Origin of the sequence: Methylobacterium sp. Leaf106 (genome assembly GCF_001422895.1) — a bacterium.
GTDB lineage: Bacteria > Pseudomonadota > Alphaproteobacteria > Rhizobiales > Beijerinckiaceae > Methylobacterium > Methylobacterium bullatum.
In genome coordinates, this window is sequence record NZ_LMNB01000036.1 from 125400 (window position 1) to 142807 (window position 17408).

Sequence of the window (17408 nt, forward strand, 5' to 3'; positions counted from 1 at the left end):
CTGCGCGACGTCTCGCGCCGGCCGCCGGATCGGGTTCCGCTGGCGCTCCGGCCGTCCGGGGATGGGGCGCGGCTTTTCCCGCTCCCGTCAGTGCCGGCACCTTTCCCGGGCGCCCGGAGCGTCGGGGCAAGACGTGCCGCGTCAACGGCGCAGATCCTCATCGATTGCAAGAACGGACGCCTGCAATAGACTGCAGAGACTATATCTTCCTCGCTCACCCAGCTTGACGCAGATTCTCTCGTTTCGCCCGATACGCACCGACCGTACTGCCCACCGAGGCCGCCATGATGCAGGCGATGGCGGCACCCTGCAGGGGCGTGAGGCGCTCCCCGAGGATAAGGAAGCCGGCGAGCGCGCCGCAGACCGGCTCGAGACTGAGCAGGATGCCGAAGGTCTGGCGCGGCAGGCCCCGCAGGGCCACCATCTCCAGGGAATACGGGATCGCGCTCGACAGGATCGCCACGGCGAGGCCGGCCACGACGAGGGAGGGGGAGAGCAGCGCCATGCCCGCCTGAGCGATCCCGAAGGGCAGGATCACCAGGGCCGCGACACTCATGCCGAGGGCCACCGCCTGCCCGCCGGGCAGGTGCCCCGCCCTCTGGCCGACGAGAATGTAGAGCGCCCAGCACAGGGCCGCGCCCAGCGCGCAGGCGACGCCGACGGGGTCGAGGCCGGAGCTCGCCCGGTCCAGGGGCAGCAGCAGGCACAGCCCCAGCATGGCGAGCGCCACCCAGACGAGATCGACGGCGCGCCGCGACGAGGCTACCGCCACGAGGAGCGGCCCGACGAACTCGATGGCGATGGCGAGCCCCAGGGGGATCGTCCGCAGGGAGAGGTAGAACAGCAGGTTCATGCCGCCGAGCACGAGCCCGTAGAGCACCACCACACCGGCATCCCGCCGGCCGAGGGTCCGGCGCCAGGGCCGCCACACGGCCAGCAGAAGCACCGCCGCCAGGGTGACGCGGTAGGCGGAGGTGCCCTCCGCGCCGATGACCGGGAACAGCTGTTTGGCGAAGGAGGTGCCGATCACGAGGGAGACGATCGAGCCCACCAGGGCGGCCACGGGGGCGAGGCCGGCGAGAACGGCTCGGGTGTCGGTGCCTGTCATGCCGCCCTCATAGCCGGATGAGGGCGAAGGGGCGACGATCATGGCGCCGGATGGCCGCTCCGGGTCAGGCGGCGAGGCGCATCCTGTCGCGGTCGGCGCGGTAGCTGGCGATGAGGGCGTCGGGAATCGCGTCCAGGACCGCATCGACCTCGCGGGTCGGCGACATGCCGACATCGATCCGTACGGGGTCGGGTACGACATCGAATTCCGGCTGGGACACGACGATGGATGGCACGTCGATCGTCACGAGGTCGTGGCCGGTCAGGTCGATGGGCGCGGCGGCGAGCGGGCGAACCTGCGCCCTCGCCTCGCGAACACTCGCCATCAGACCGTCGGACAAAGAATCGAGCACGGCTTCCACCGTCCTCCCCCGCTCGACGACGGTGTCGATGCGGATGGGCTGAAGCGCCAGCGGCGTGGGTTGGGCCGGCCGCTGGGAGACGAGCTGCTGCGCCAGGCGCCATTCCACGTCGAGGATCTGCATCCGCGTCCGGGTCTCCCGGCTCGCCTTCGCCTCCATGGCCTTGGCGGCGACGCGGGACTCCTCGCGGGCGGCCTCGGCCTCGTAGCGGGCCAGAAGCGCCATGACGCTCTGCGCCTCGGCGAGCGGCATGGTCTCGCAGGCGGTGAGCGCGCGCTCGATCATCCGGCGCGACAGGGTGGCACTCCCGGGCCTGGCTTGGCCGGGCTCGGCCTGGAGACCGGCCTCGCGCCAGGCCGAGAGTGCGGCCACGAAGGCGGGCAGCAGAACGGCGGGCAATCCGGCGCGGCGGTGGAGGGCGGCGAAGCCCGAGGCGGAGGGGTCGTGCATCAGCCCGGCCACGCGGTCGGCCTTCAGGCCGGTGAGATCGGACAGCGCCGCCTCCGCGAAGGCCATGCGGCCCGACAGGATCGCCCGCAGGATCAAGCCGGCATTGAGCTGGCCCCGGATGCGCAGATGGCTCACGAGGCGGGCGAGGTCCGCCCCGTCAGCCCCGGCGCTCACCTCCAGGGTGCTGCGCTCCAGGGCTTCGCGGCTCGCCCGCTCCCCGCGCGCCGGGGTGAGCCAGCCCGAGGCGACGGCGAAGGCCGAGAGGGATGCCGCCACGCGGGCGGTGACGGCTTGCCGCACTTCGAGGGGGAGATCGGCCCGTATCGTCAGGGCGTTCCTGAGGCCGGCATCGTCGCCGTGCCGCTCCACCATGCGCAGCAGGCTGCCGGTGGTGATACCGGCGCTCCGGTTGCGCACCAGGGCGGTGAGGGAGGGGACGCCGCCGATCTCGGCCATGGCCCCGGACACCGCGTGGGAGAGACCGAGCCGGCCGGCGATGGCGGTGCGGGTGGTCTCGCAGCCGACCGCGATGCCGTCGACGAGATCCGCATCGGTGAGGACGGACGAGCGCCGCAGGACCAGGGCGGCGATGTCGGGCTGGTCGCCGGCCAAAGCCACGACCAGCGGCCGGGGCGCGGTGGCGCAACCGGCGCAGGCCTGCGCCAGGGCGCGGCGCACGGCGGGGGCCGGGTCGTCGAGGAGCGCCAGGATCGCCGAGCGCGCGTCGCGCGCCGCCCCGGCATCGAGCCCGCCATAGAGATAGGCCCGGGTCAGCGCCGCCGCCGCCTCCGCGCGACGGTCGATGGAGGCGTCACGGGTCCAGGACAGGAATTGGCGGATGATCATTGACCGCTCCGGGTCGCGAAGAGTGAGAGATCGAGAGGTTTGGAGGCGACGGTGCCGGCCTGCCGGGAGGCGGCGGCGCTGAATTCGGCGGGCCGGCGCGGGGGCAGCGGAGCGCCGACGAGAGCGGTGGCCGGGGCGGCGGCAAGCGACGCCGTCGCCGCGACCTTCGCCGGCTCTACGGGGATTGCAGCCGTTGTCGAGGCCGTCTCTCCCGTCCCGTCCGAGCGCGGGAAATAGGTGGGCGCGCTGCGGGTCGGCTGCGGCGAGGAGGCCGGCGGCGACGCGGCCCTGCCCTGCCACAGGCGGGCGACCCCCTCGGACATCGCCCCCTGGCGCTTGTCGGTCTGGAACAGCGCCCGCAATCCGCCGCCGTCAATGGCCGCATAGGCGGAGACGGGATCGGCGGTGGAGGCCGGCTCGATGGGGGCGCCCGCCAGGGCCGTGGGGGCGGGCCGCGAGGCGGATTGGCTGGTGGACAGGAGCGCGTAGAGTTCGGCGGCGCCGCGAGGCCGGCCGGTCTTGTCGTAGAACAGGCTCCGGTTGGCGGCGGCCGCCTCCGGCATGTCGAGGGCGGCGGCGCGCGCCGGGCTCGCCTGGGCGGTGCCGATCAGGGTCGCCGCCCCGCGCGCGCCGAGCACATGGGCGGCGTAGAGATCGCCGCTGGTGGGCTCGCGCCCGAGGGCGGCGGTGAGCGCCTCGCCGTTGCGCTGGGTCAGGGCGCCCGCCATGGTGGCGGCCACGGCCGGGTCACGGCGCAGATCCAGGATGGTCTGGCGGGCCGAGGCGTCCTGCACCGTGTAGGTGCCGTCGGGTCTGGCGGTGATGGCGTCGGCATAGGCCGAGAGGCCGAGCTTGGGCCCCGCATTCTTCATCGTCCCGAGCCAGGTCTGCTCGATGAACTGGAACAGCCCGGTGGCCGAGGAGGTGGCGGCCTTGGCCGACGGGTCGAGGGAGGATTCGCGCTTGGCCGTGGCGAGGAGGTAGTCGAACTCGGTGCCGGTGCTGCGCGCGCCGCTGCGGATCGCATCGACCACGCCCGCCGAAGCCGATCCGGCGGGCGTCCCCGTGGTCGCCCCGTTCCGCGTGCCCGCGTCCCGGCCGAGGCCGGTCTCGCGAGTGCTGGCGGGGGGCGTGGTGAAGAGGAACATGGCCGTCCGACTGCAGGCGGACCTGACGATGTCGGCCTGAGTCTCAACCTGTTCCGATCATGGTAAACAAAGATTAAAGGAAGTGCCGTCCGCGCCGTCCCGAACCTGCATAAGTTTCAGGACACGACAGGTTCCGCCGCCCCGCGCCGCCCCCGGCGCAGGGCCACCAGCATCGCAAGGCCCGCAGCGGCCATGGCAGCCCCGGCGAGGGGGACGGCCGGATAGCCGAGGCCCGCATCGATCACGCCCCCGCCGAGGGCGGCACCGATGGCGTTGCCGAGGTTGAATGCGCCGACATTCATCGCCGAGGCGAGGTTGGGCGCATCCTGTGCCCTCTCCATCACCCGCATCTGCAGCGGCGGCACCAGGGCGAAGCTGGCGACGCCCCAGAGGAAGATCAGGATGGCGGCCGGGATCTCCCAGCGCATGCCCCAGGCGAAAAGGACCAACACTGCCACCAAGCCGGCCAGGGAGGCCACGAGTGTGCCGTCCACCGAGCGGTCGGCGAAGCGCCCGCCGGCCCAGTTGCCCACGGTGAGGCCGATTCCGTAGAGCACCAGCATCGCCGTCACGAACGGCGTCGCGGCTCCCGTCTCGATCCGCAGGATCGGCACGATGTAGGTGAACACCGTGAACATCGCGCTCGACCCGAGCACGGTGAGGGCGAGGGCGGCGAGCACCGGCCCGCGCATCAGGACGCGGAGTTCGGCCCGCATGTCGCCGCCGGCCTCGGCCTCGAGGGGCGGCAGGGCCAGGCGCAGCGACAGCATGGCCACGGCCCCCACCGCGGCGATGCCCCAGAAGGCCGCGCGCCAGCCGAGCATCTCCCCGATCCAGGCCGCCAGCGGCACGCCGCCGATGGTGGCGATGGTGAGCCCGGAGAACATCGCGGCCACGGCGGCGGCGCGGCGCTCGGGCGGCACGATGCCGGCCGCCACCACCGCGCCGACCCCGAAGAACGCGCCATGGTTCAGGGAGGTGACGAGGCGGGCGACGACCAGCATCGCGTAGCTGTCGGCCATCGCAGAGAGCAGGTTGCCGAGGGTGAAGATGCCCATCAATCCGACGAGCAGGCGGCGGCGCGGCATCCGGGCGAAGGCCAGCGTCATCAGGGGCGCGCCGAGGAGCACGCCCATCGCGTAGGCGCTGACGACGAGACCCGCCGCCGGGATCGAGACGCGCAGATCGTTCGCGATCAGGGGCAGCATGCCCATCGGCGTGAACTCGGTGACGCCGATGCCGAAGGCACCGGCCGAGAGCGCCAGCAGGGGAAGGTTGAGTCTCATGATGAGTGCTTTCCGTCTGTTCCAGACCAGCACATGGCGGATACCGCCTCTCCCAGGTAGTATCGGGCTGGGACCAACATCCGTGCGCCGGAGGCATCAATGCTGCGCGACAGGGTCGACCGGGCGGGTGACATGGCCCTCTTCCTCGCCGTGGCCCAGGAAGGCAGCCTGTCGGCGGCGGCGCGCCGGTTCGGCCTGACGCCCTCGGCCGTGAGCCGGGTGGTGGCACGCATCGAATCCCGGCTCGGCGTCCGGCTCCTCGTGCGTACCACGCGCTCCCTGCACCTCACCGCCGAGGGCGAGACCTATGCCCGGGCGGCGCGGCGGATCCTCACCGATCTCGACGAGACCGAAGCGCAGATCGCCGACCAGGGCTGCCCGCGCGGCCGGGTCCGCGTCAGCGCCTCGATGGCCCATGGCAGGCGTGTGGTGGTTCCCCTCATCGGCGATTTCGTCGCCCGCCATCCGGGGATCGTGGTGGAGATCGACCTCAGCGACGAGGTCGCGGACGTGATCGGCGGGCGGGCCGATCTGGCGATCCGGTTCGGGCCGCTGGCCGACAGCCCGCTCACCGCCCGGCGCCTCGGCGAGACCGGGCGGATGATCGTGGCCTCGCCCGCCTATCTCGCCCGCGCCGGCACGCCACGGGTTCCGGGGGATCTGGCCGGCCACAACTGCCTCGACTTCAACTTTCGCCGGATCGAGCCGGGCTGGCCGTTCCGCGAGGACGGGCGCGATCACGTCCTGGCGGTGCGCGGCAACATCGCGGCGAATAACGGCGAGACCCTGGTGCAACTCGCCCTGCAGGGCATCGGCGTCACCCGCGTCGGCACCTTCCATATTGCGGAGGATCTCGCAGCGGGCCGCCTCGTGCCGCTTCTGGAGGCGTACAATCCCCAGGACCGGGAGGCGATCCATGCGGTGTTCGTCGGCGGCCCGGCCATGCCCGCCCGCATCCGGGTGCTGGTGGATTTCCTCGCCGAGCGCATGGGCCGCAGCCAGGGACCGGTTCCATGACGGTGCTCGGCGATCGGGCGTCCTGCACCAACCCCTCGGAGAGGCCGTCATGCGCGCATTCCTGATCGTCCCCGGCGACGCACGAGCCGTCGCGGCGGCGATGGCGAGCGACGCGCATGCGCTGATCGTGGACGTGACGGGCCTCGCGTCGCCGGCTTTCTTCCTCGAGCGCCGACAGGGCGCACCGCCGTTCTACCTGCGCTCGCACGACCTGGAACGCGACCTCCCGGCGATGATGGCCGCGGCACCCCACGGAATCGTCCTGCCCCGTTGCGAGGGCGCCCGCGACGTCATGCGCCTCGGCGCGCGCCTCGCCGTCGAGGAGGCGATGCAGGGGCTGACCGATGGGGCGACGCAGATCCTCGCCTTCATCGAAACGGCAAGGGGCGCGCTGGCCCTGCACACCCTCTCGGATGCGGGGGAACGCCTCGTCGGCATCGCCTGGGACGCCGCGGCCATGAAGGCCGAAGTCGGAGCGCCCACCGCCCGCAATCGCGAGGGCGGGCTGAGCTCGCCTCTCGCCCAGGTCCGCGCCCTGCTTCGCCTCACCGCCGCGGCGGCGAGGGTCACGGCGATCGATACGTCATGCCTGCCCGGGGGCGACCTCGCCGGTGAGGTCGAGGCGGCACGGGATGACGGGTTCGAGGCGAAACTCGTCCTCGAACCGGATCAGGCGGGATTCGTCAGGGAATTCAGCGGACGATGCCGGGGATGAAGCGCTTCAGCGTGAATGCGCTTCGGATACGACCTATTCGGCGTCCTCGCCGTCCTCGACCGCCGACACGGCCCGAGTATCCGGCCCGCGCTGGGCCTCGGGCGAGACGGCATCGTGGCTGACGGGGGTCGCCGTCGCGGTGGGGGTGGAACGCGGTGCCGTATCCGCCAGCATCATCGAGGCGGTCACCGAGATCAGGCCGGCGAGCGAGCGGAGATCGTCGGACTGGCGCACGTCGCGTGAGACCAGCGCGGCCTCGCGCTGGAGACGCAGGTTACAGGCCTTGGTCGGCAGCCCGCCATCCGGCGTGCAGGCGTCGTGCCGGGCGCAGGCCGCGTCGAGGGCGTCGATGGGCGGGAGTGGGGCATTGTTGCCGGGCCCGCAGTAATTGCCATGGATCAGCATGGTCGGCGGGCGGTTCGTCGCTTGTGCCAGGGCGGGAGTCGCAAGACCGGCGGCGATGAGGAGCGGTACAGTGAACTTGACGATCATACGATGCAGACCTCTGCGAGCGCCCCCTCAGGCGGTTCGCGGAAATGAGCTGCTCCACGGCGGCTCGGGCCATTAAGCATTCGGCCCCGGCCTTGGTTCCCTTTTTGGCACGGAGCACTCCCCGGCCGCCCTTGTCCATGGCTGAGCTTGCACCTCTTGCGGGATAGAGGCTGAGACGAGGCTACTGACCCGCTCCGGGAGGGCGCTTCAACTCGAACCGTGCCTCGTCGGTGACGCTGAAATAGTCGAAATAGCCACCGCGCAGGAGCGGGTGCATCGCGCCGGTATCGACCCGGCCATCCTTGACGAAGGCATCGTCGACATAGATCGACACGACCTGGCCGATCACCAGGAAGTGACTGGCCTTGCTGCCGTCTAGAGGTGTCAGGGGCACGGTCTGGAGCCACCGGCATTCCAGGGCGGCGGGGGATTCGGCGACCCGTGGCGGACGCACCTTGCGCGAGGGCACCGGCGTCAGACCGGCCGCGACGAACTCGCTGTCGCCCCGGGCGAGGGGGGCCGAGGTGGCGTTCATGGCGTCGCGCAGCCCGTAGGTGGCGAAGTTGCAGACGAACTCCCCGCCCTCCTCCGCGAAGGTCATCGCGTCCTTGCGGCCGAAGGACGAGAACATCACCATGTCGGGGCCGGTGGCGACGGCGTTGAAGTAGGAATAGGGGGAGAGGTTGACGTGGCCCTGCTTGTTCATCGCGCTGATCCAGCCGATGGGCCGGGGCGCCACCAGGGCCTTCAGCGGGTTGTGCGGCAGGGTGCGGTTCTCGGAATCGTAATGCATGGCGCCGCTCAGACTCGTGTGACGATGTCGGACAGGACGGGTCTCGGGCGGTCGCTCGGGACCTCGCGGGCGCGGCCGACATGAATGAAGCCGGCCAGTTTCTCGCGCGGGTCGAGGCCCAGCGCGTCGAGGATGCGACGGTCGTAGGCGAACCACTCGGTCAGCCAAGCGGTGGAAAAGCCCGCCGCATTGGCCGCGACGACGAGGTTCATGCAGACGGCGCCCGCCGACAGCACCTGCTCCCATTCCGGGATCTTGACGTGGGGGGCGGCGCTGGAGACGACGGCGACCACCAGGGGGGCGTGGGCGAGGCGGTGGCGCTCCAGGTCGAGGCGCTTGGCATCGGCCTCGGGATGATCCGCCGCGTAGGCCTCCGCGATGGTGTCGCCCACGCGCAGGCGGGCCTCACCCTCGATCACCAGGAAGCGCCAGGGGCTGAGCTTGCCATGGTCGGGCACGCGCGCGGCGACGGTGAGGATCGCATCGAGCTCTCCGGCGCTCGGACCCGGCCCGTCGAGATTGACCGGCGGAACGGAGCGGCGGACGCGCAGGAGGTCGATTGTGTCGTTCCGCGGCATGTCGGATATGGTGTCCATGGAACCTGTTCGGCGCGAATGAGGGACGTGGGGGCACCGCCGGGCGGCCGGTGCGAGGTGAGGCGGGCCGCTTCGGCGATCGATAAGAGGCGTCGGCCTTGGAGCCGCCACGGTCCGGATCCAAAGCGGGATGTCGCATTCGGCAAAGGAACGGCCGACAAGCGAAAACATGCCGTGCGGCCCGCAGCTTGGCAATCGCCGCCATGCATGGCGGACCCGTGCAGGGTGGACCCGTGCGGGGCGGACCCGTGAAGGAGACAGCGGATGGGACCGGTAATGCGCGCGCTCGCGGTGACGGGAGCCATGTCGATGGCGGCGTTGCCGGTGCTGGCGCAGGAACGCGGCCCGTTCGGCGGTCGCAACGGCCCGGTTCTGCCCTCCCCCTCGATCACGGGGCCGCAATTGCCGCTTCCCCCCGTCGAGGGCGAGGCGCCCCTCACCCTCACCGCCCTGTTCGCGGGCAGCAACCAGCCGGTGCGCTCCGGCCTCGCCTGGCGCATCTACGAGGATCGGTCCGATGGGGTGCGGCCGAACATCGTCGCGCGCTCCGAGGCGGCGGATCCGAGCTTCACCCTGGCGCCCGGCGCCTATGTCGCCACCGTCACCTACGGCTTCGCCACAGCCTCGAAGCGCATCACCATGGCGGGCGCGGCACTCAGCGACCGCCTGACGATCACTGCGGGGGCGCTCAAGCTCTCGGGTGCCATCGGCGACATGAAGATCACCCCCGCCGACCTCGCCTTCTCGGTCTTCGTGCCCATCGGCACCAATTCGGAAGGGCGCCTCGTGCGCAGCGGCGTGAAGGCGGGCGAGCTGATCCGCCTGCCGGAGGGGACCTACCACGTGGTCTCGAATTACGGGGAATCGAACGCGATCCAGCGCGCCGACCTCAAGGTGGAGAACGGCAAGGTCACCGACGCCACCCTCAACCATCGGGCCGCCACCGTCACCCTCAAGCTCGTGGCCGCACCCGGCGCCGAGGCCTTCGCCGGCACCGCCTTCAGCGTGCTGACGCCGGGCGGCGACACGATCCGCGAGGCCATCGGCGCCTTCCCGCAGGTCACCCTGGCGGAGGGCGACTACGTCCTCATCGCGCGCCACGACGGCCAGGTCTTCACACGGGAGTTCAAGGTGGAAAGCGGGATGGACCGGGACATCGAAGTGGTGGCGAAGGCCTCCTGATGCGCGCCGTCGTCCTCGCCGTCGCCCTACTCGCCGCCGTCCCCGCCACGGCACAGACCGTCATCGACGGGTCCGATGCCACGATCGGGGCGGAGATATCGGCGTCGGTGATGGTGCTGGTCGGCAGTGGGCTCAAGAGCCCGGCCGAGGCGCGCTACGGCCGGCTGCGCCGGGGCAAGGCGGGCGCCATCTGCGGCGAGGTCGACGTCACCAACCGGATGGGCGCGCATGTCGGCCCGCGCCCGTTCGTCGCCGATCCGGGGGCGGGCTTTTCCGGCATCATGCCCGACGCCGCCGAGATCCGGCACCCATCCAGCATGGCGCAGTACCAGGGTTTCCAACGCACACTCGCGCTGCTCTCGGCGAATTGCGACGGGTGATCGCTTCCCGATTCGCTCCGGCGACGTCGAATCGATGATGCTCGAGCGTCAGCCCCCCACCACCGCCAGGCCCGCCCCCGCGACGGCCGTGAGCACGACCACGATCCAGGGCGGGGCCGCCGCGATCGTCAGGAGCAGGAACGCACCGGCCGCCACGGCGAAATCGCGAGGGCCGAGGACGGCGCCGGTCCAGAGCGGATCGTAGAGCGCGGCGGCGAGAATCCCCACCACCGCCGCGTTGGCGCCGCGCATGGCCGCCTGCGCCAGGGGTCTTTCGCGGACGGCATCCCAGAAGGGCAATGCTCCGTAGACCAGGAGCAATCCCGGCAGGAACACCGCGACCAGGGCGATGGCGGCCCCGGCCAGACCGTTCGGCTGCGGTCCGAGGGCCGCGCCGAGATAGGCCGCGAAGGTGAAGAGCGGCCCCGGCACCGCCTGCGCCGCGCCGTAGCCGGCGAGGAACGCATCCGGGCCGATCCAGCCGGTTTCCACCAGGGCCGTTCGCAGGAGCGGCAGCATCACGTGGCCACCGCCGAAGACGAGGGCGCCGGAGCGGTAGAACGCATCGAACAGGGCGAGCCCCTGCGAGGACAGGGATCTGGCCAGGAACGGCGGGACCGCGAGGAACAGGCCGAACAGGAGGAGGGCCACCGCGCCGGCCCGGCGCGAGACCGGGATGCCGAGATGCCCGCACGCCGCTCCGGATGCCCGGCGGCAGACCGCGAGCCCGGCTACGGCTCCGAGACCGATGCCGGCGACCTGACCGGTCGATCCGGCCAGCACCGTGGTCAGGGCGAGGGCGGCAAAGGCGATGGCCGCGCGGGTGGCATCGGGCGCGAGGGTGCGGCCCATGCCCCAGACCGCCTGCGCCACCACCGCCACGGCGACGAGCTTCAGCCCGTGGACGATGCCCGATCCGACCGGGCCGCCGAGGGCGTCCGCCCCATAGGCGAAGGCCACGAGGAGGAGCGCCGAGGGCAGGGTGAAGGCGGCCCAGGCCGCGAGCCCGCCGGCGAGCCCCCTGCCCCGCATCACCCCGAGGGAGAACCCGACCTGGCTCGAGGCCGGGCCGGGCAGGAACTGGCACAGGGCCACGAGGTCGGCATAGGCCGCCTCGTCGAGCCAGCGGCGGCGATGCACGAACTCGGCGCGGAAGTAGCCGAGATGGGCGATCGGGCCACCGAAGGCGGTGAGGCCGAGCTTGAGGAAGGCGAGAAAGACTTCCCGCACGGAACCCTCGCGGGAAGGCAGTGGTGTCATCACAGTGGTTGACCTTGGCGTCATGGCTCGGGTCCTGACCACCCTCCTACCCGAATTCCTCATCCTGAGATGCCGCGAAGCGGCCTCTCAGGAGGGCTCCAGCCTGACTGGCGATCCCTGGACGCCGCCTTCGAGGGCTCCGCTGCGCTGCGCCGCTCCAGGATGAGGTGGTGGGTGGGATGGCCCCCGGAACTATCCCAGCCCGCCGGCCTCGACGATGAAGCGGGCCACCGTGTCGGCGCCGTGTCCCTCGCGCAGGGACGAGAACACGTAGGGCCGCGCGCCCCGCATGCGCCGGGTATCGGCTTCCATCACCCCGAGATCGGCGCCGACCATGGGGGCGAGGTCGGTCTTGTTGACGATGAGGAGATCGGACCGGGTGATGCCAGGGCCGCCTTTACGCGGGATCTTCTCGCCGCCGGCGACGTCGATGACGTAGAGGGTGAGGTCGGCAAGCTCCGGCGAGAAGGTCGCGGCGAGGTTGTCGCCGCCGGATTCGATCAGGATCAGGTCGAGCTTCGGGAAGCGACGGCGCATCTCGGCCACCGCCGCGAGGTTGATCGAGGCGTCCTCGCGGATCGCCGTATGCGGGCAGCCGCCGGTCTCGACACCCATGATCCGCTCTTCGGGCAAGGCGCCCGCCACGGTGAGGATGCGGGCATCCTCCTTGGTGTAGATGTCGTTGGTGATGGCGCAGATCTCGAAGCGATCGCGGAAGCGCTTGCAGAGCTGCTCCATCAGGGCGGTCTTGCCGGAGCCGACGGGGCCGCCGATGCCGACGCGCAGGGGGCCGTTCGGTGAGGGGCCGTTCAGTGAGGTCATGACGGGGTCTTTCACGAGCGGAAAATCCGAGAATACTGAGTCTCGTGCCGGGCCGAGCCGAGATCGAGGCGCAGGGTCGCGGTGCCGATCTCCTCGAGGCTCAGGGGCGGGATGGCCGCGGCCAAAGCCGCCACCCGGGGGGTGAGGGACGCGATCACCCGCGTGCCGGCGCTCTGGCCGATGGGAGCGCAGCGCAGCGCCGCCGAGACGAGGTTCTGCAGGAAGGCGAGGCCGAACCCGGCGAGCACCGGGGCGAGCGCCATACGGTGGGTGCCGGCCGAGAGCCCCACCGCCACCGGGTAGGCCACCTCGCCGGGCAATGCCTCGCTCAACCGGTCGAGATCCGCGCTTCCCCAGGCGACGCGGGTGGCGTCGAGGAAGCTGCGACCCTGCTGGGTCGTCTCGAGATGGAGTTCGCGCGTGGGCGCCAGGGCGACGGCGAGGTCGTTGACCTCCGCCAGCGCCGGAATGTCCCCCGCCTCGGCGGCGGCATGGGCATGGGCCAGAAGAATCAGGTCGGTGCGCACCGCGCCCCGTTCGAGCACGTCGCCGAGCCATGCCAGCAGCGAAGCCTCGCCCCCGACATCGCCGCATTCCACCGCCCATTCGAGCCCATGCGAGTAGGCATAGGCCCCGACGGGATAGCCCGGCGAGAGCCAGGCCATGAGCCGGACGGTGTCGATCATCGGGGATTCGCCCCTCATCGCGCCGGGCGCCCTTCCCTGGAAGCCCGAACCGGCAGAGGATGGGGGCATAGGACGAGGCTCAACCGGACACCGTGCCGTGGCTGTGCGGATGAGGGTGGTCGTGCCCATGATCGTGGGCATCGCCATGGCCGTGGTGGTGCCCGGCGGCCTCGCCGGCATAGGCGCCGCCCTCGGGCCGGAACGGACGCTCCACCGGCTCGGCCGTCCCCCCTAAGCCCCGCACCATCTCGGCCAGCACATGGTCGTAGGCGATATGGACCGCGTCCGTGCCGATCTCGGCCGGGATGTGCCGGTTGCCGATATGCCAGATCAGGCGCTTGAGGGCGAGATCGTCCGCGGCGCGGATCTCGAGCAGGCGCTCGGGCGCGGCCTCGACCCAGACCAGGCGGCCATCCTGCAGCACCAGGGCGTCGCCGTCGTCGAGGACCGTCGGCTCGGGCAGGTCGAGCAGGAATGACAGGCCGCCGACCCCGCGCATCGCCATGCGGCGGCGATGCCGGTCGCCATGGTCGAGGACGATGCGGTCGACGATCTCGCCGGAGAGCGCGTCTCGGCGGATCACTTTCGTGGCGCGGATCAGGGAAGAGCTCAAAACAGGAAATACCGCTGCGCCATCGGCAGCACCTCGGCCGGCTCGCAGACCAGGAGCTCACCATCGGCGCGCACGTCGTAGGTCTCCGCGTCGATCTCGATGGTCGGCGTGGCGTCGTTGAGGATCATGCTCTTCTTCGAGATGCCGCCGCGCACGTTCTCCACGGCGACGAGCCGCTTCTGCACCCCGAGCCTCTCGCCGAGCCCGTCCTCGATGGCGGCCTTCGAGACGAAGGTGAGCGCTGTGGAGAACGGCGACCGCCCGATCGCCCCGAACATCGGGCGGTAATGCACCGGCTGGGGCGTCGGGATCGAGGCATTGGGGTCGCCCATGGGAGCGGTGGCGATCATGCCGCCCTTGATCACGAGGTCCGGCTTCACCCCGAAGAAGGCCGGCGTCCACAGCACGAGATCGGCAAGCTTGCCGGCCTCCACCGAACCGACATGGGCCGAGACGCCGTGCGCGATGGCCGGATTGATCGTGTATTTCGCGATGTAGCGGCGGGCGCGCAGGTTGTCGTTGCCGGAGGTGTCGCCCGGCAGGCTCCCGCGCTGGCGCTTCATCTTGTCCGCCGTCTGCCAGGTCCGGATGACGACCTCGCCGACCCGGCCCATGGCCTGGCTGTCCGACGACATCATCGAGAGCGCGCCGATATCGTGCAGGATGTCCTCGGCCGCGATGGTCTCCTTGCGGATGCGGCTTTCGGCGAAAGCGAGATCCTCGGGAATCGCCGGATCGAGGTGGTGGCAGACCATGAGCATGTCGAGATGCTCGTCGATGGTGTTTTTCGTATACGGGCGCGTCGGGTTGGTGGAGGACGGGAGCACGTTCATCAGCCCCGCCACCTTCATGATGTCCGGCGCGTGTCCGCCCCCCGCTCCTTCGGTGTGGAAGGCATGGATGGTCCGCCCCGCGAAGGCGCGGATCGTGTCCTCGACGAAGCCGGATTCGTTGAGCGTGTCGGAATGGATCATCACCTGCACGTCATGCAGGTCGGCCACCGTGAGGCAGGTGTCGATGGCCTGGGGCGTCGTGCCCCAATCCTCGTGGAGCTTCAGGGCGCAGGCCCCGGCGCGGACCATCTCGATGAGGCTCTCGGGCCGCGAGGCGTTGCCCTTGCCGGCGAAGGCGAGGTTCATCGGGAAACTGTCCGCTGCCTCGATCATCCGGGCGAGATGCCAGGGGCCGGGGGTGCAGGTGGTGGCGAAAGTGCCGTGCGCCGGGCCGGTGCCGCCGCCGAGCATGGTGGTGACGCCCGAGCACAGAGCCTCCTCGATCTGCTGCGGGCAGATGTAGTGGATGTGGCTGTCGAACCCGCCGGCCGTGAGGATCTTGCCTTCGCCGGCGATCACTTCGGTGCCGGGGCCGACGATGATGTCGACGCCCGGCTGGATGTCCGGGTTGCCGGCCTTGCCGAGCTTGAAGATCCGCCCCTTCACGATGCCGACATCGCATTTCACCACGCCCCAATGGTCGAGGACCACGGCGTTGGTGATGACGGTGTCCACCGCGCCATCGGCATTCGTCACCTGCGACTGCCCCATACCGTCGCGGATGACCTTGCCGCCGCCGAACTTCACCTCCTCGCCATAGGTGGTGTGGTCGCGCTCCACCTCGATGACGAGGGAGGTGTCGGCGAGGCGGATTTTATCGCCGGTGGTGGGGCCGAACATGTCGGCATAGGCAGAGCGGGGCAGGCTCGCGGGGCGGGGTGTGTTGGACATCAGGCGGCCTCTCGTGCCTCTGCGACGGCGCGGTCGAAAAGCGCATCCAGCGCCGCGTTGACGCCGCGACAGCCGGCGACGACCTCTTTCGCCCAATCGATGTAGTTCGCCACGCGCTCCGCGCTCCAATCGTCCGGAGGGCTCGCCACGAGGGAATGCAGGTTGCTGATCTTGTCCGCGATCTTGAGGGCGCGGGCGCCGGACGACTTGTGCGGCGCGTGCTCGACCTGGAGACGCTTGCGCTCGGCCTTGGGCAGCGACTTGTCGTCGGTGACCTCGGCCACGAGTTCGGCGACGCGCCGACCGAATAATTGCTCGATCTCCTCGCCGCTCGTCCCGGTATCCTCCACCGTGTCGTGGAGCCAGCCCGCAGCCACGAGATGCGCGTCGGGCTCCTCGGCGGTCGCGGCCAGGAGCGAGGCCACCTCGGCGAGGTGGTTCACGTAAGGCTCGCGCGCCGCGCCCTTCCGGGTCTGTCCCACGTGACGCCGTGCGGCGAACTCGGCGGAACGGGTGACGAGGAGGATGCCGTCGCGCAGACGGGACGTCTCGTCGGTCATAGGGACCCCATCACGCCGCCGCGGAACCCGTAGACCGTCCGCGCGCCGAGCAGCGGCACCAGCGAGACCTCCCGCGTGGCGCCCGGCTCGAACCGCACCGCCGTGCCCGGCGCGATGTCGAGGCGCTGGCCCCTCGCCTTCTCGCGCTCGAAAGTCAGGCCCGGATTCACCTCGTAGAAATGGTAGTGCGAGCCGACTTGGATCGGCCGATCGCCGACATTGGCCACGGTGAGCAGGGTGCGGGGAGCGCCGTCATTGAAGACGATCTCGCCGGGAAGCGTCGTCACCGTGCCGGGCACATCCGATGAGGGCGCGCCGCGGATCGGATGGTGGACGGTGACGAGCTTGGTCCCGTCGGGGAACGTCGCCTCCACCTGGATGTCGTGGATCATCTCGGCGATGCCCTCCATCACCTGATCGGCGGTCAGCACATGGGCGCCCGCCTGCATTAGTTCGGAGACCGAGCGGCCGTCCCGCGCGCCCTCCACCACCGCATCGGTGATGAGCGCGATCGCTTCGGGATAGTTCAGCTTGACGCCGCGGGCGAGCCGGTTGCGGGCGACCTGGGCGGCCATGGCGACGAGGAGCTTGTCCTTTTCGCGCGGGGTCAGGAGCACGGGAAACCTCGGGTGTTGGTCGCGGGGTGCGGTGACGCGCAGGCAAGGACCATGCGCAGGCCGTTCCTAGGGAGCCGGGACCACCGTCGTCGTCAAGCGCAGGTTGAGGGCTTTCAGGACGCGCATGGTCGTATCGAGGCTCGGATTGCCCTCGTCGGACAGGGCTCGGTACAGGCTCTCGCGGGAGAGACCCGTCTCTCTGGCGATCTGGGTCATGCCATGAGCGCGCGCGGCGACGCCGAGCGCATGTCGCAGGAGAGCGGCGTCTCCCTCCTCGAACGCAGCGGCCAGATACTCGGCCACCGCTTCATCGGTGTCGAGATAATCGGCGGAATCATAGGGCTGGGTCTTGGTCATCGCTCATTCCTTGCGGAGTTCTCGCTTTAGGAGTCTCACCTCACACGGTCCGCGCGATCGCCTTGGCCCGAGCGATGTCGCGATCCTGGCTTCCTTTGTCACCGCCGCACAGGAGAATGACGAGAGCCTCGCCCCGACGAACGAAATAGATCCGGTAGCCGAGCCCATATTCAATTCTCAGTTCGCTCACGCCCTCTCCGACGGGCTTTACATCGCCAGGATTGCCATGGGCGAGACGGTCGAGGCGCAGCGCGATCCGTGCCGTTACGCGGGTGTCGCGAAGGCCCCTCAGCCAGCCGTCGAACACGTCGGTGCGGCGCATGTCCATGATTCAGGAATGTAGCTCATGGACTACGTTTCTACAATCGATGGAGCAGGCGCGATCTGGATCGAGG

The 17408-nt window shown here is 70.5% G+C and carries 20 protein-coding genes; 4 read left to right on the forward strand and 16 right to left on the reverse strand.

Going from position 1 to position 17408, the window contains the following annotated elements; translation table 11 throughout:
- Positions 1 to 214: 214 nt before the first annotated feature.
- The 4 genes from ASF34_RS21430 to ASF34_RS21445 form a co-directional block, all read right to left on the reverse strand.
- Positions 215 to 1108: an EamA family transporter gene (locus ASF34_RS21430; RefSeq protein WP_026175901.1), complete on the reverse strand. Its 894-nt coding sequence runs from the start codon at positions 1106 to 1108 to the stop codon at positions 215 to 217.
- A gap of 64 nt (positions 1109 to 1172) precedes the next feature.
- Positions 1173 to 2765: a DUF2336 domain-containing protein gene (locus tag ASF34_RS21435; RefSeq protein ID WP_018043639.1), complete on the reverse strand. Its 1593-nt coding sequence runs from the start codon at positions 2763 to 2765 to the stop codon at positions 1173 to 1175.
- A complete protein-coding gene (locus ASF34_RS21440; protein ID WP_056164424.1) occupies positions 2762 to 3913 on the reverse strand; it encodes a lytic transglycosylase in 1152 nt (383 codons plus the stop codon). The genes ASF34_RS21435 and ASF34_RS21440 overlap by 4 nt, the downstream gene beginning before the upstream one ends.
- Before the next feature lie 116 nt (positions 3914 to 4029).
- Entirely contained in the window at positions 4030 to 5199 is a 1170-nt protein-coding gene (locus ASF34_RS21445) for an MFS transporter (protein ID WP_056164428.1), read from the reverse strand.
- A 99-nt stretch (positions 5200 to 5298) separates the two neighbouring features.
- On the opposite strand from ASF34_RS21445, the gene ASF34_RS21450 reads away from it, so the two are divergent.
- On the forward strand, positions 5299 to 6216 hold the full coding sequence (locus ASF34_RS21450) for a LysR family transcriptional regulator (RefSeq protein WP_056164431.1): 918 nt from the start codon (positions 5299 to 5301) through the stop codon (positions 6214 to 6216).
- A 49-nt stretch (positions 6217 to 6265) separates the two neighbouring features.
- Positions 6266 to 6931, forward strand: a complete 666-nt coding sequence (locus ASF34_RS21455) for an aldolase/citrate lyase family protein (RefSeq protein ID WP_056164434.1) — start codon at positions 6266 to 6268, stop codon at positions 6929 to 6931.
- A 33-nt stretch (positions 6932 to 6964) separates the two neighbouring features.
- Here ASF34_RS21455 and ASF34_RS21460 read toward each other — a convergent pair whose 3' ends face one another.
- From ASF34_RS21460 to ASF34_RS21470, 3 genes are all read right to left on the reverse strand, one after another.
- Positions 6965 to 7423: a hypothetical protein gene (locus ASF34_RS21460; protein ID WP_018043644.1), complete on the reverse strand. Its 459-nt coding sequence runs from the start codon at positions 7421 to 7423 to the stop codon at positions 6965 to 6967.
- Positions 7424 to 7604: 181 nt separating this feature from the next.
- On the reverse strand, positions 7605 to 8216 hold the full coding sequence (locus tag ASF34_RS21465) for a flavin reductase family protein (RefSeq protein WP_056164437.1): 612 nt from the start codon (positions 8214 to 8216) through the stop codon (positions 7605 to 7607).
- An 8-nt stretch (positions 8217 to 8224) separates the two neighbouring features.
- Positions 8225 to 8812 carry a nitroreductase family protein gene (locus ASF34_RS21470; RefSeq protein ID WP_056149608.1) on the reverse strand — a complete coding sequence of 196 codons (588 nt, stop codon included), beginning with the start codon at positions 8810 to 8812 and terminating at the stop codon, positions 8225 to 8227.
- A gap of 264 nt (positions 8813 to 9076) precedes the next feature.
- Here ASF34_RS21470 and ASF34_RS21475 point away from each other — a divergent pair, with 264 nt between their 5' ends.
- A complete protein-coding gene (locus ASF34_RS21475; RefSeq protein WP_056164440.1) occupies positions 9077 to 9994 on the forward strand; it encodes a hypothetical protein in 918 nt (305 codons plus the stop codon).
- The gene (locus ASF34_RS21480) at positions 9994 to 10374 is read left to right on the forward strand and encodes a hypothetical protein (RefSeq protein WP_056164443.1); all 381 of its coding nucleotides are present in this window, start codon (positions 9994 to 9996) and stop codon (positions 10372 to 10374) included. The genes ASF34_RS21475 and ASF34_RS21480 overlap by 1 nt, the downstream gene beginning before the upstream one ends.
- 48 nt (positions 10375 to 10422) lie before the next feature.
- Here ASF34_RS21480 and chrA read toward each other — a convergent pair whose 3' ends face one another.
- The 9 genes from chrA to ASF34_RS21525 form a co-directional block, all read right to left on the reverse strand.
- Positions 10423 to 11658 (reverse strand): chromate efflux transporter, encoded by a 1236-nt coding sequence (gene chrA, locus ASF34_RS21485; protein WP_056164446.1) that lies wholly within the window; start codon positions 11656 to 11658, stop codon positions 10423 to 10425.
- Between the two features lie 168 nt (positions 11659 to 11826).
- Entirely contained in the window at positions 11827 to 12456 is a 630-nt protein-coding gene (gene ureG / locus ASF34_RS21490; protein ID WP_018043650.1) for an urease accessory protein UreG, read from the reverse strand.
- A gap of 11 nt (positions 12457 to 12467) precedes the next feature.
- The gene (locus ASF34_RS21495; RefSeq protein WP_018043651.1) at positions 12468 to 13142 is read right to left on the reverse strand and encodes an urease accessory protein UreF; all 675 of its coding nucleotides are present in this window, start codon (positions 13140 to 13142) and stop codon (positions 12468 to 12470) included.
- A gap of 79 nt (positions 13143 to 13221) precedes the next feature.
- Positions 13222 to 13743 carry an urease accessory protein UreE gene (locus ASF34_RS21500; protein WP_056164632.1) on the reverse strand — a complete coding sequence of 174 codons (522 nt, stop codon included), beginning with the start codon at positions 13741 to 13743 and terminating at the stop codon, positions 13222 to 13224.
- Positions 13744 to 13751: 8 nt separating this feature from the next.
- Positions 13752 to 15479 (reverse strand): urease subunit alpha, encoded by a 1728-nt coding sequence (gene ureC, locus ASF34_RS21505; RefSeq protein WP_018043653.1) that lies wholly within the window; start codon positions 15477 to 15479, stop codon positions 13752 to 13754.
- A complete protein-coding gene (locus ASF34_RS21510) occupies positions 15479 to 16039 on the reverse strand; it encodes an HD domain-containing protein (protein WP_056164449.1) in 561 nt (186 codons plus the stop codon). Before ASF34_RS21510 ends, ureC begins: the two co-directional genes overlap by 1 nt.
- The gene (locus ASF34_RS21515) at positions 16036 to 16656 is read right to left on the reverse strand and encodes an urease subunit gamma (RefSeq protein WP_056164452.1); all 621 of its coding nucleotides are present in this window, start codon (positions 16654 to 16656) and stop codon (positions 16036 to 16038) included. Before ASF34_RS21515 ends, ASF34_RS21510 begins: the two co-directional genes overlap by 4 nt.
- A gap of 66 nt (positions 16657 to 16722) precedes the next feature.
- On the reverse strand, positions 16723 to 17013 hold the full coding sequence (locus ASF34_RS21520; RefSeq protein ID WP_056164455.1) for an addiction module antidote protein: 291 nt from the start codon (positions 17011 to 17013) through the stop codon (positions 16723 to 16725).
- Positions 17014 to 17053: 40 nt separating this feature from the next.
- Entirely contained in the window at positions 17054 to 17341 is a 288-nt protein-coding gene (locus ASF34_RS21525; protein ID WP_443136555.1) for a type II toxin-antitoxin system RelE/ParE family toxin, read from the reverse strand.
- Positions 17342 to 17408: the final 67 nt, after the last annotated feature.

Coding starts and splice junctions, on each gene's coding strand:
- ASF34_RS21430 (WP_026175901.1), bottom strand. CDS start 1,108: ATGACAGGCACCGACACCCGAGCCGTTCTCGCCGGCCTCGCCCCCGTG.
- ASF34_RS21435 (WP_018043639.1), bottom strand. CDS start 2,765: ATGATCATCCGCCAATTCCTGTCCTGGACCCGTGACGCCTCCATCGAC.
- ASF34_RS21440 (WP_056164424.1), bottom strand. CDS start 3,913: ATGTTCCTCTTCACCACGCCCCCCGCCAGCACTCGCGAGACCGGCCTC.
- ASF34_RS21445 (WP_056164428.1), bottom strand. CDS start 5,199: ATGAGACTCAACCTTCCCCTGCTGGCGCTCTCGGCCGGTGCCTTCGGC.
- ASF34_RS21450 (WP_056164431.1), top strand. CDS start 5,299: ATGCTGCGCGACAGGGTCGACCGGGCGGGTGACATGGCCCTCTTCCTC.
- ASF34_RS21455 (WP_056164434.1), top strand. CDS start 6,266: ATGCGCGCATTCCTGATCGTCCCCGGCGACGCACGAGCCGTCGCGGCG.
- ASF34_RS21460 (WP_018043644.1), bottom strand. CDS start 7,423: ATGATCGTCAAGTTCACTGTACCGCTCCTCATCGCCGCCGGTCTTGCG.
- ASF34_RS21465 (WP_056164437.1), bottom strand. CDS start 8,216: ATGCATTACGATTCCGAGAACCGCACCCTGCCGCACAACCCGCTGAAG.
- ASF34_RS21470 (WP_056149608.1), bottom strand. CDS start 8,812: ATGGACACCATATCCGACATGCCGCGGAACGACACAATCGACCTCCTG.
- ASF34_RS21475 (WP_056164440.1), top strand. CDS start 9,077: ATGGGACCGGTAATGCGCGCGCTCGCGGTGACGGGAGCCATGTCGATG.
- ASF34_RS21480 (WP_056164443.1), top strand. CDS start 9,994: ATGCGCGCCGTCGTCCTCGCCGTCGCCCTACTCGCCGCCGTCCCCGCC.
- chrA (WP_056164446.1), bottom strand. CDS start 11,658: ATGACGCCAAGGTCAACCACTGTGATGACACCACTGCCTTCCCGCGAG.
- ureG (WP_018043650.1), bottom strand. CDS start 12,456: ATGACCTCACTGAACGGCCCCTCACCGAACGGCCCCCTGCGCGTCGGC.
- ASF34_RS21495 (WP_018043651.1), bottom strand. CDS start 13,142: ATGATCGACACCGTCCGGCTCATGGCCTGGCTCTCGCCGGGCTATCCC.
- ureC (WP_018043653.1), bottom strand. CDS start 15,479: ATGTCCAACACACCCCGCCCCGCGAGCCTGCCCCGCTCTGCCTATGCC.
- ASF34_RS21510 (WP_056164449.1), bottom strand. CDS start 16,039: ATGACCGACGAGACGTCCCGTCTGCGCGACGGCATCCTCCTCGTCACC.
- ASF34_RS21520 (WP_056164455.1), bottom strand. CDS start 17,013: ATGACCAAGACCCAGCCCTATGATTCCGCCGATTATCTCGACACCGAT.
- ASF34_RS21525 (WP_443136555.1), bottom strand. CDS start 17,341: ATGGACATGCGCCGCACCGACGTGTTCGACGGCTGGCTGAGGGGCCTT.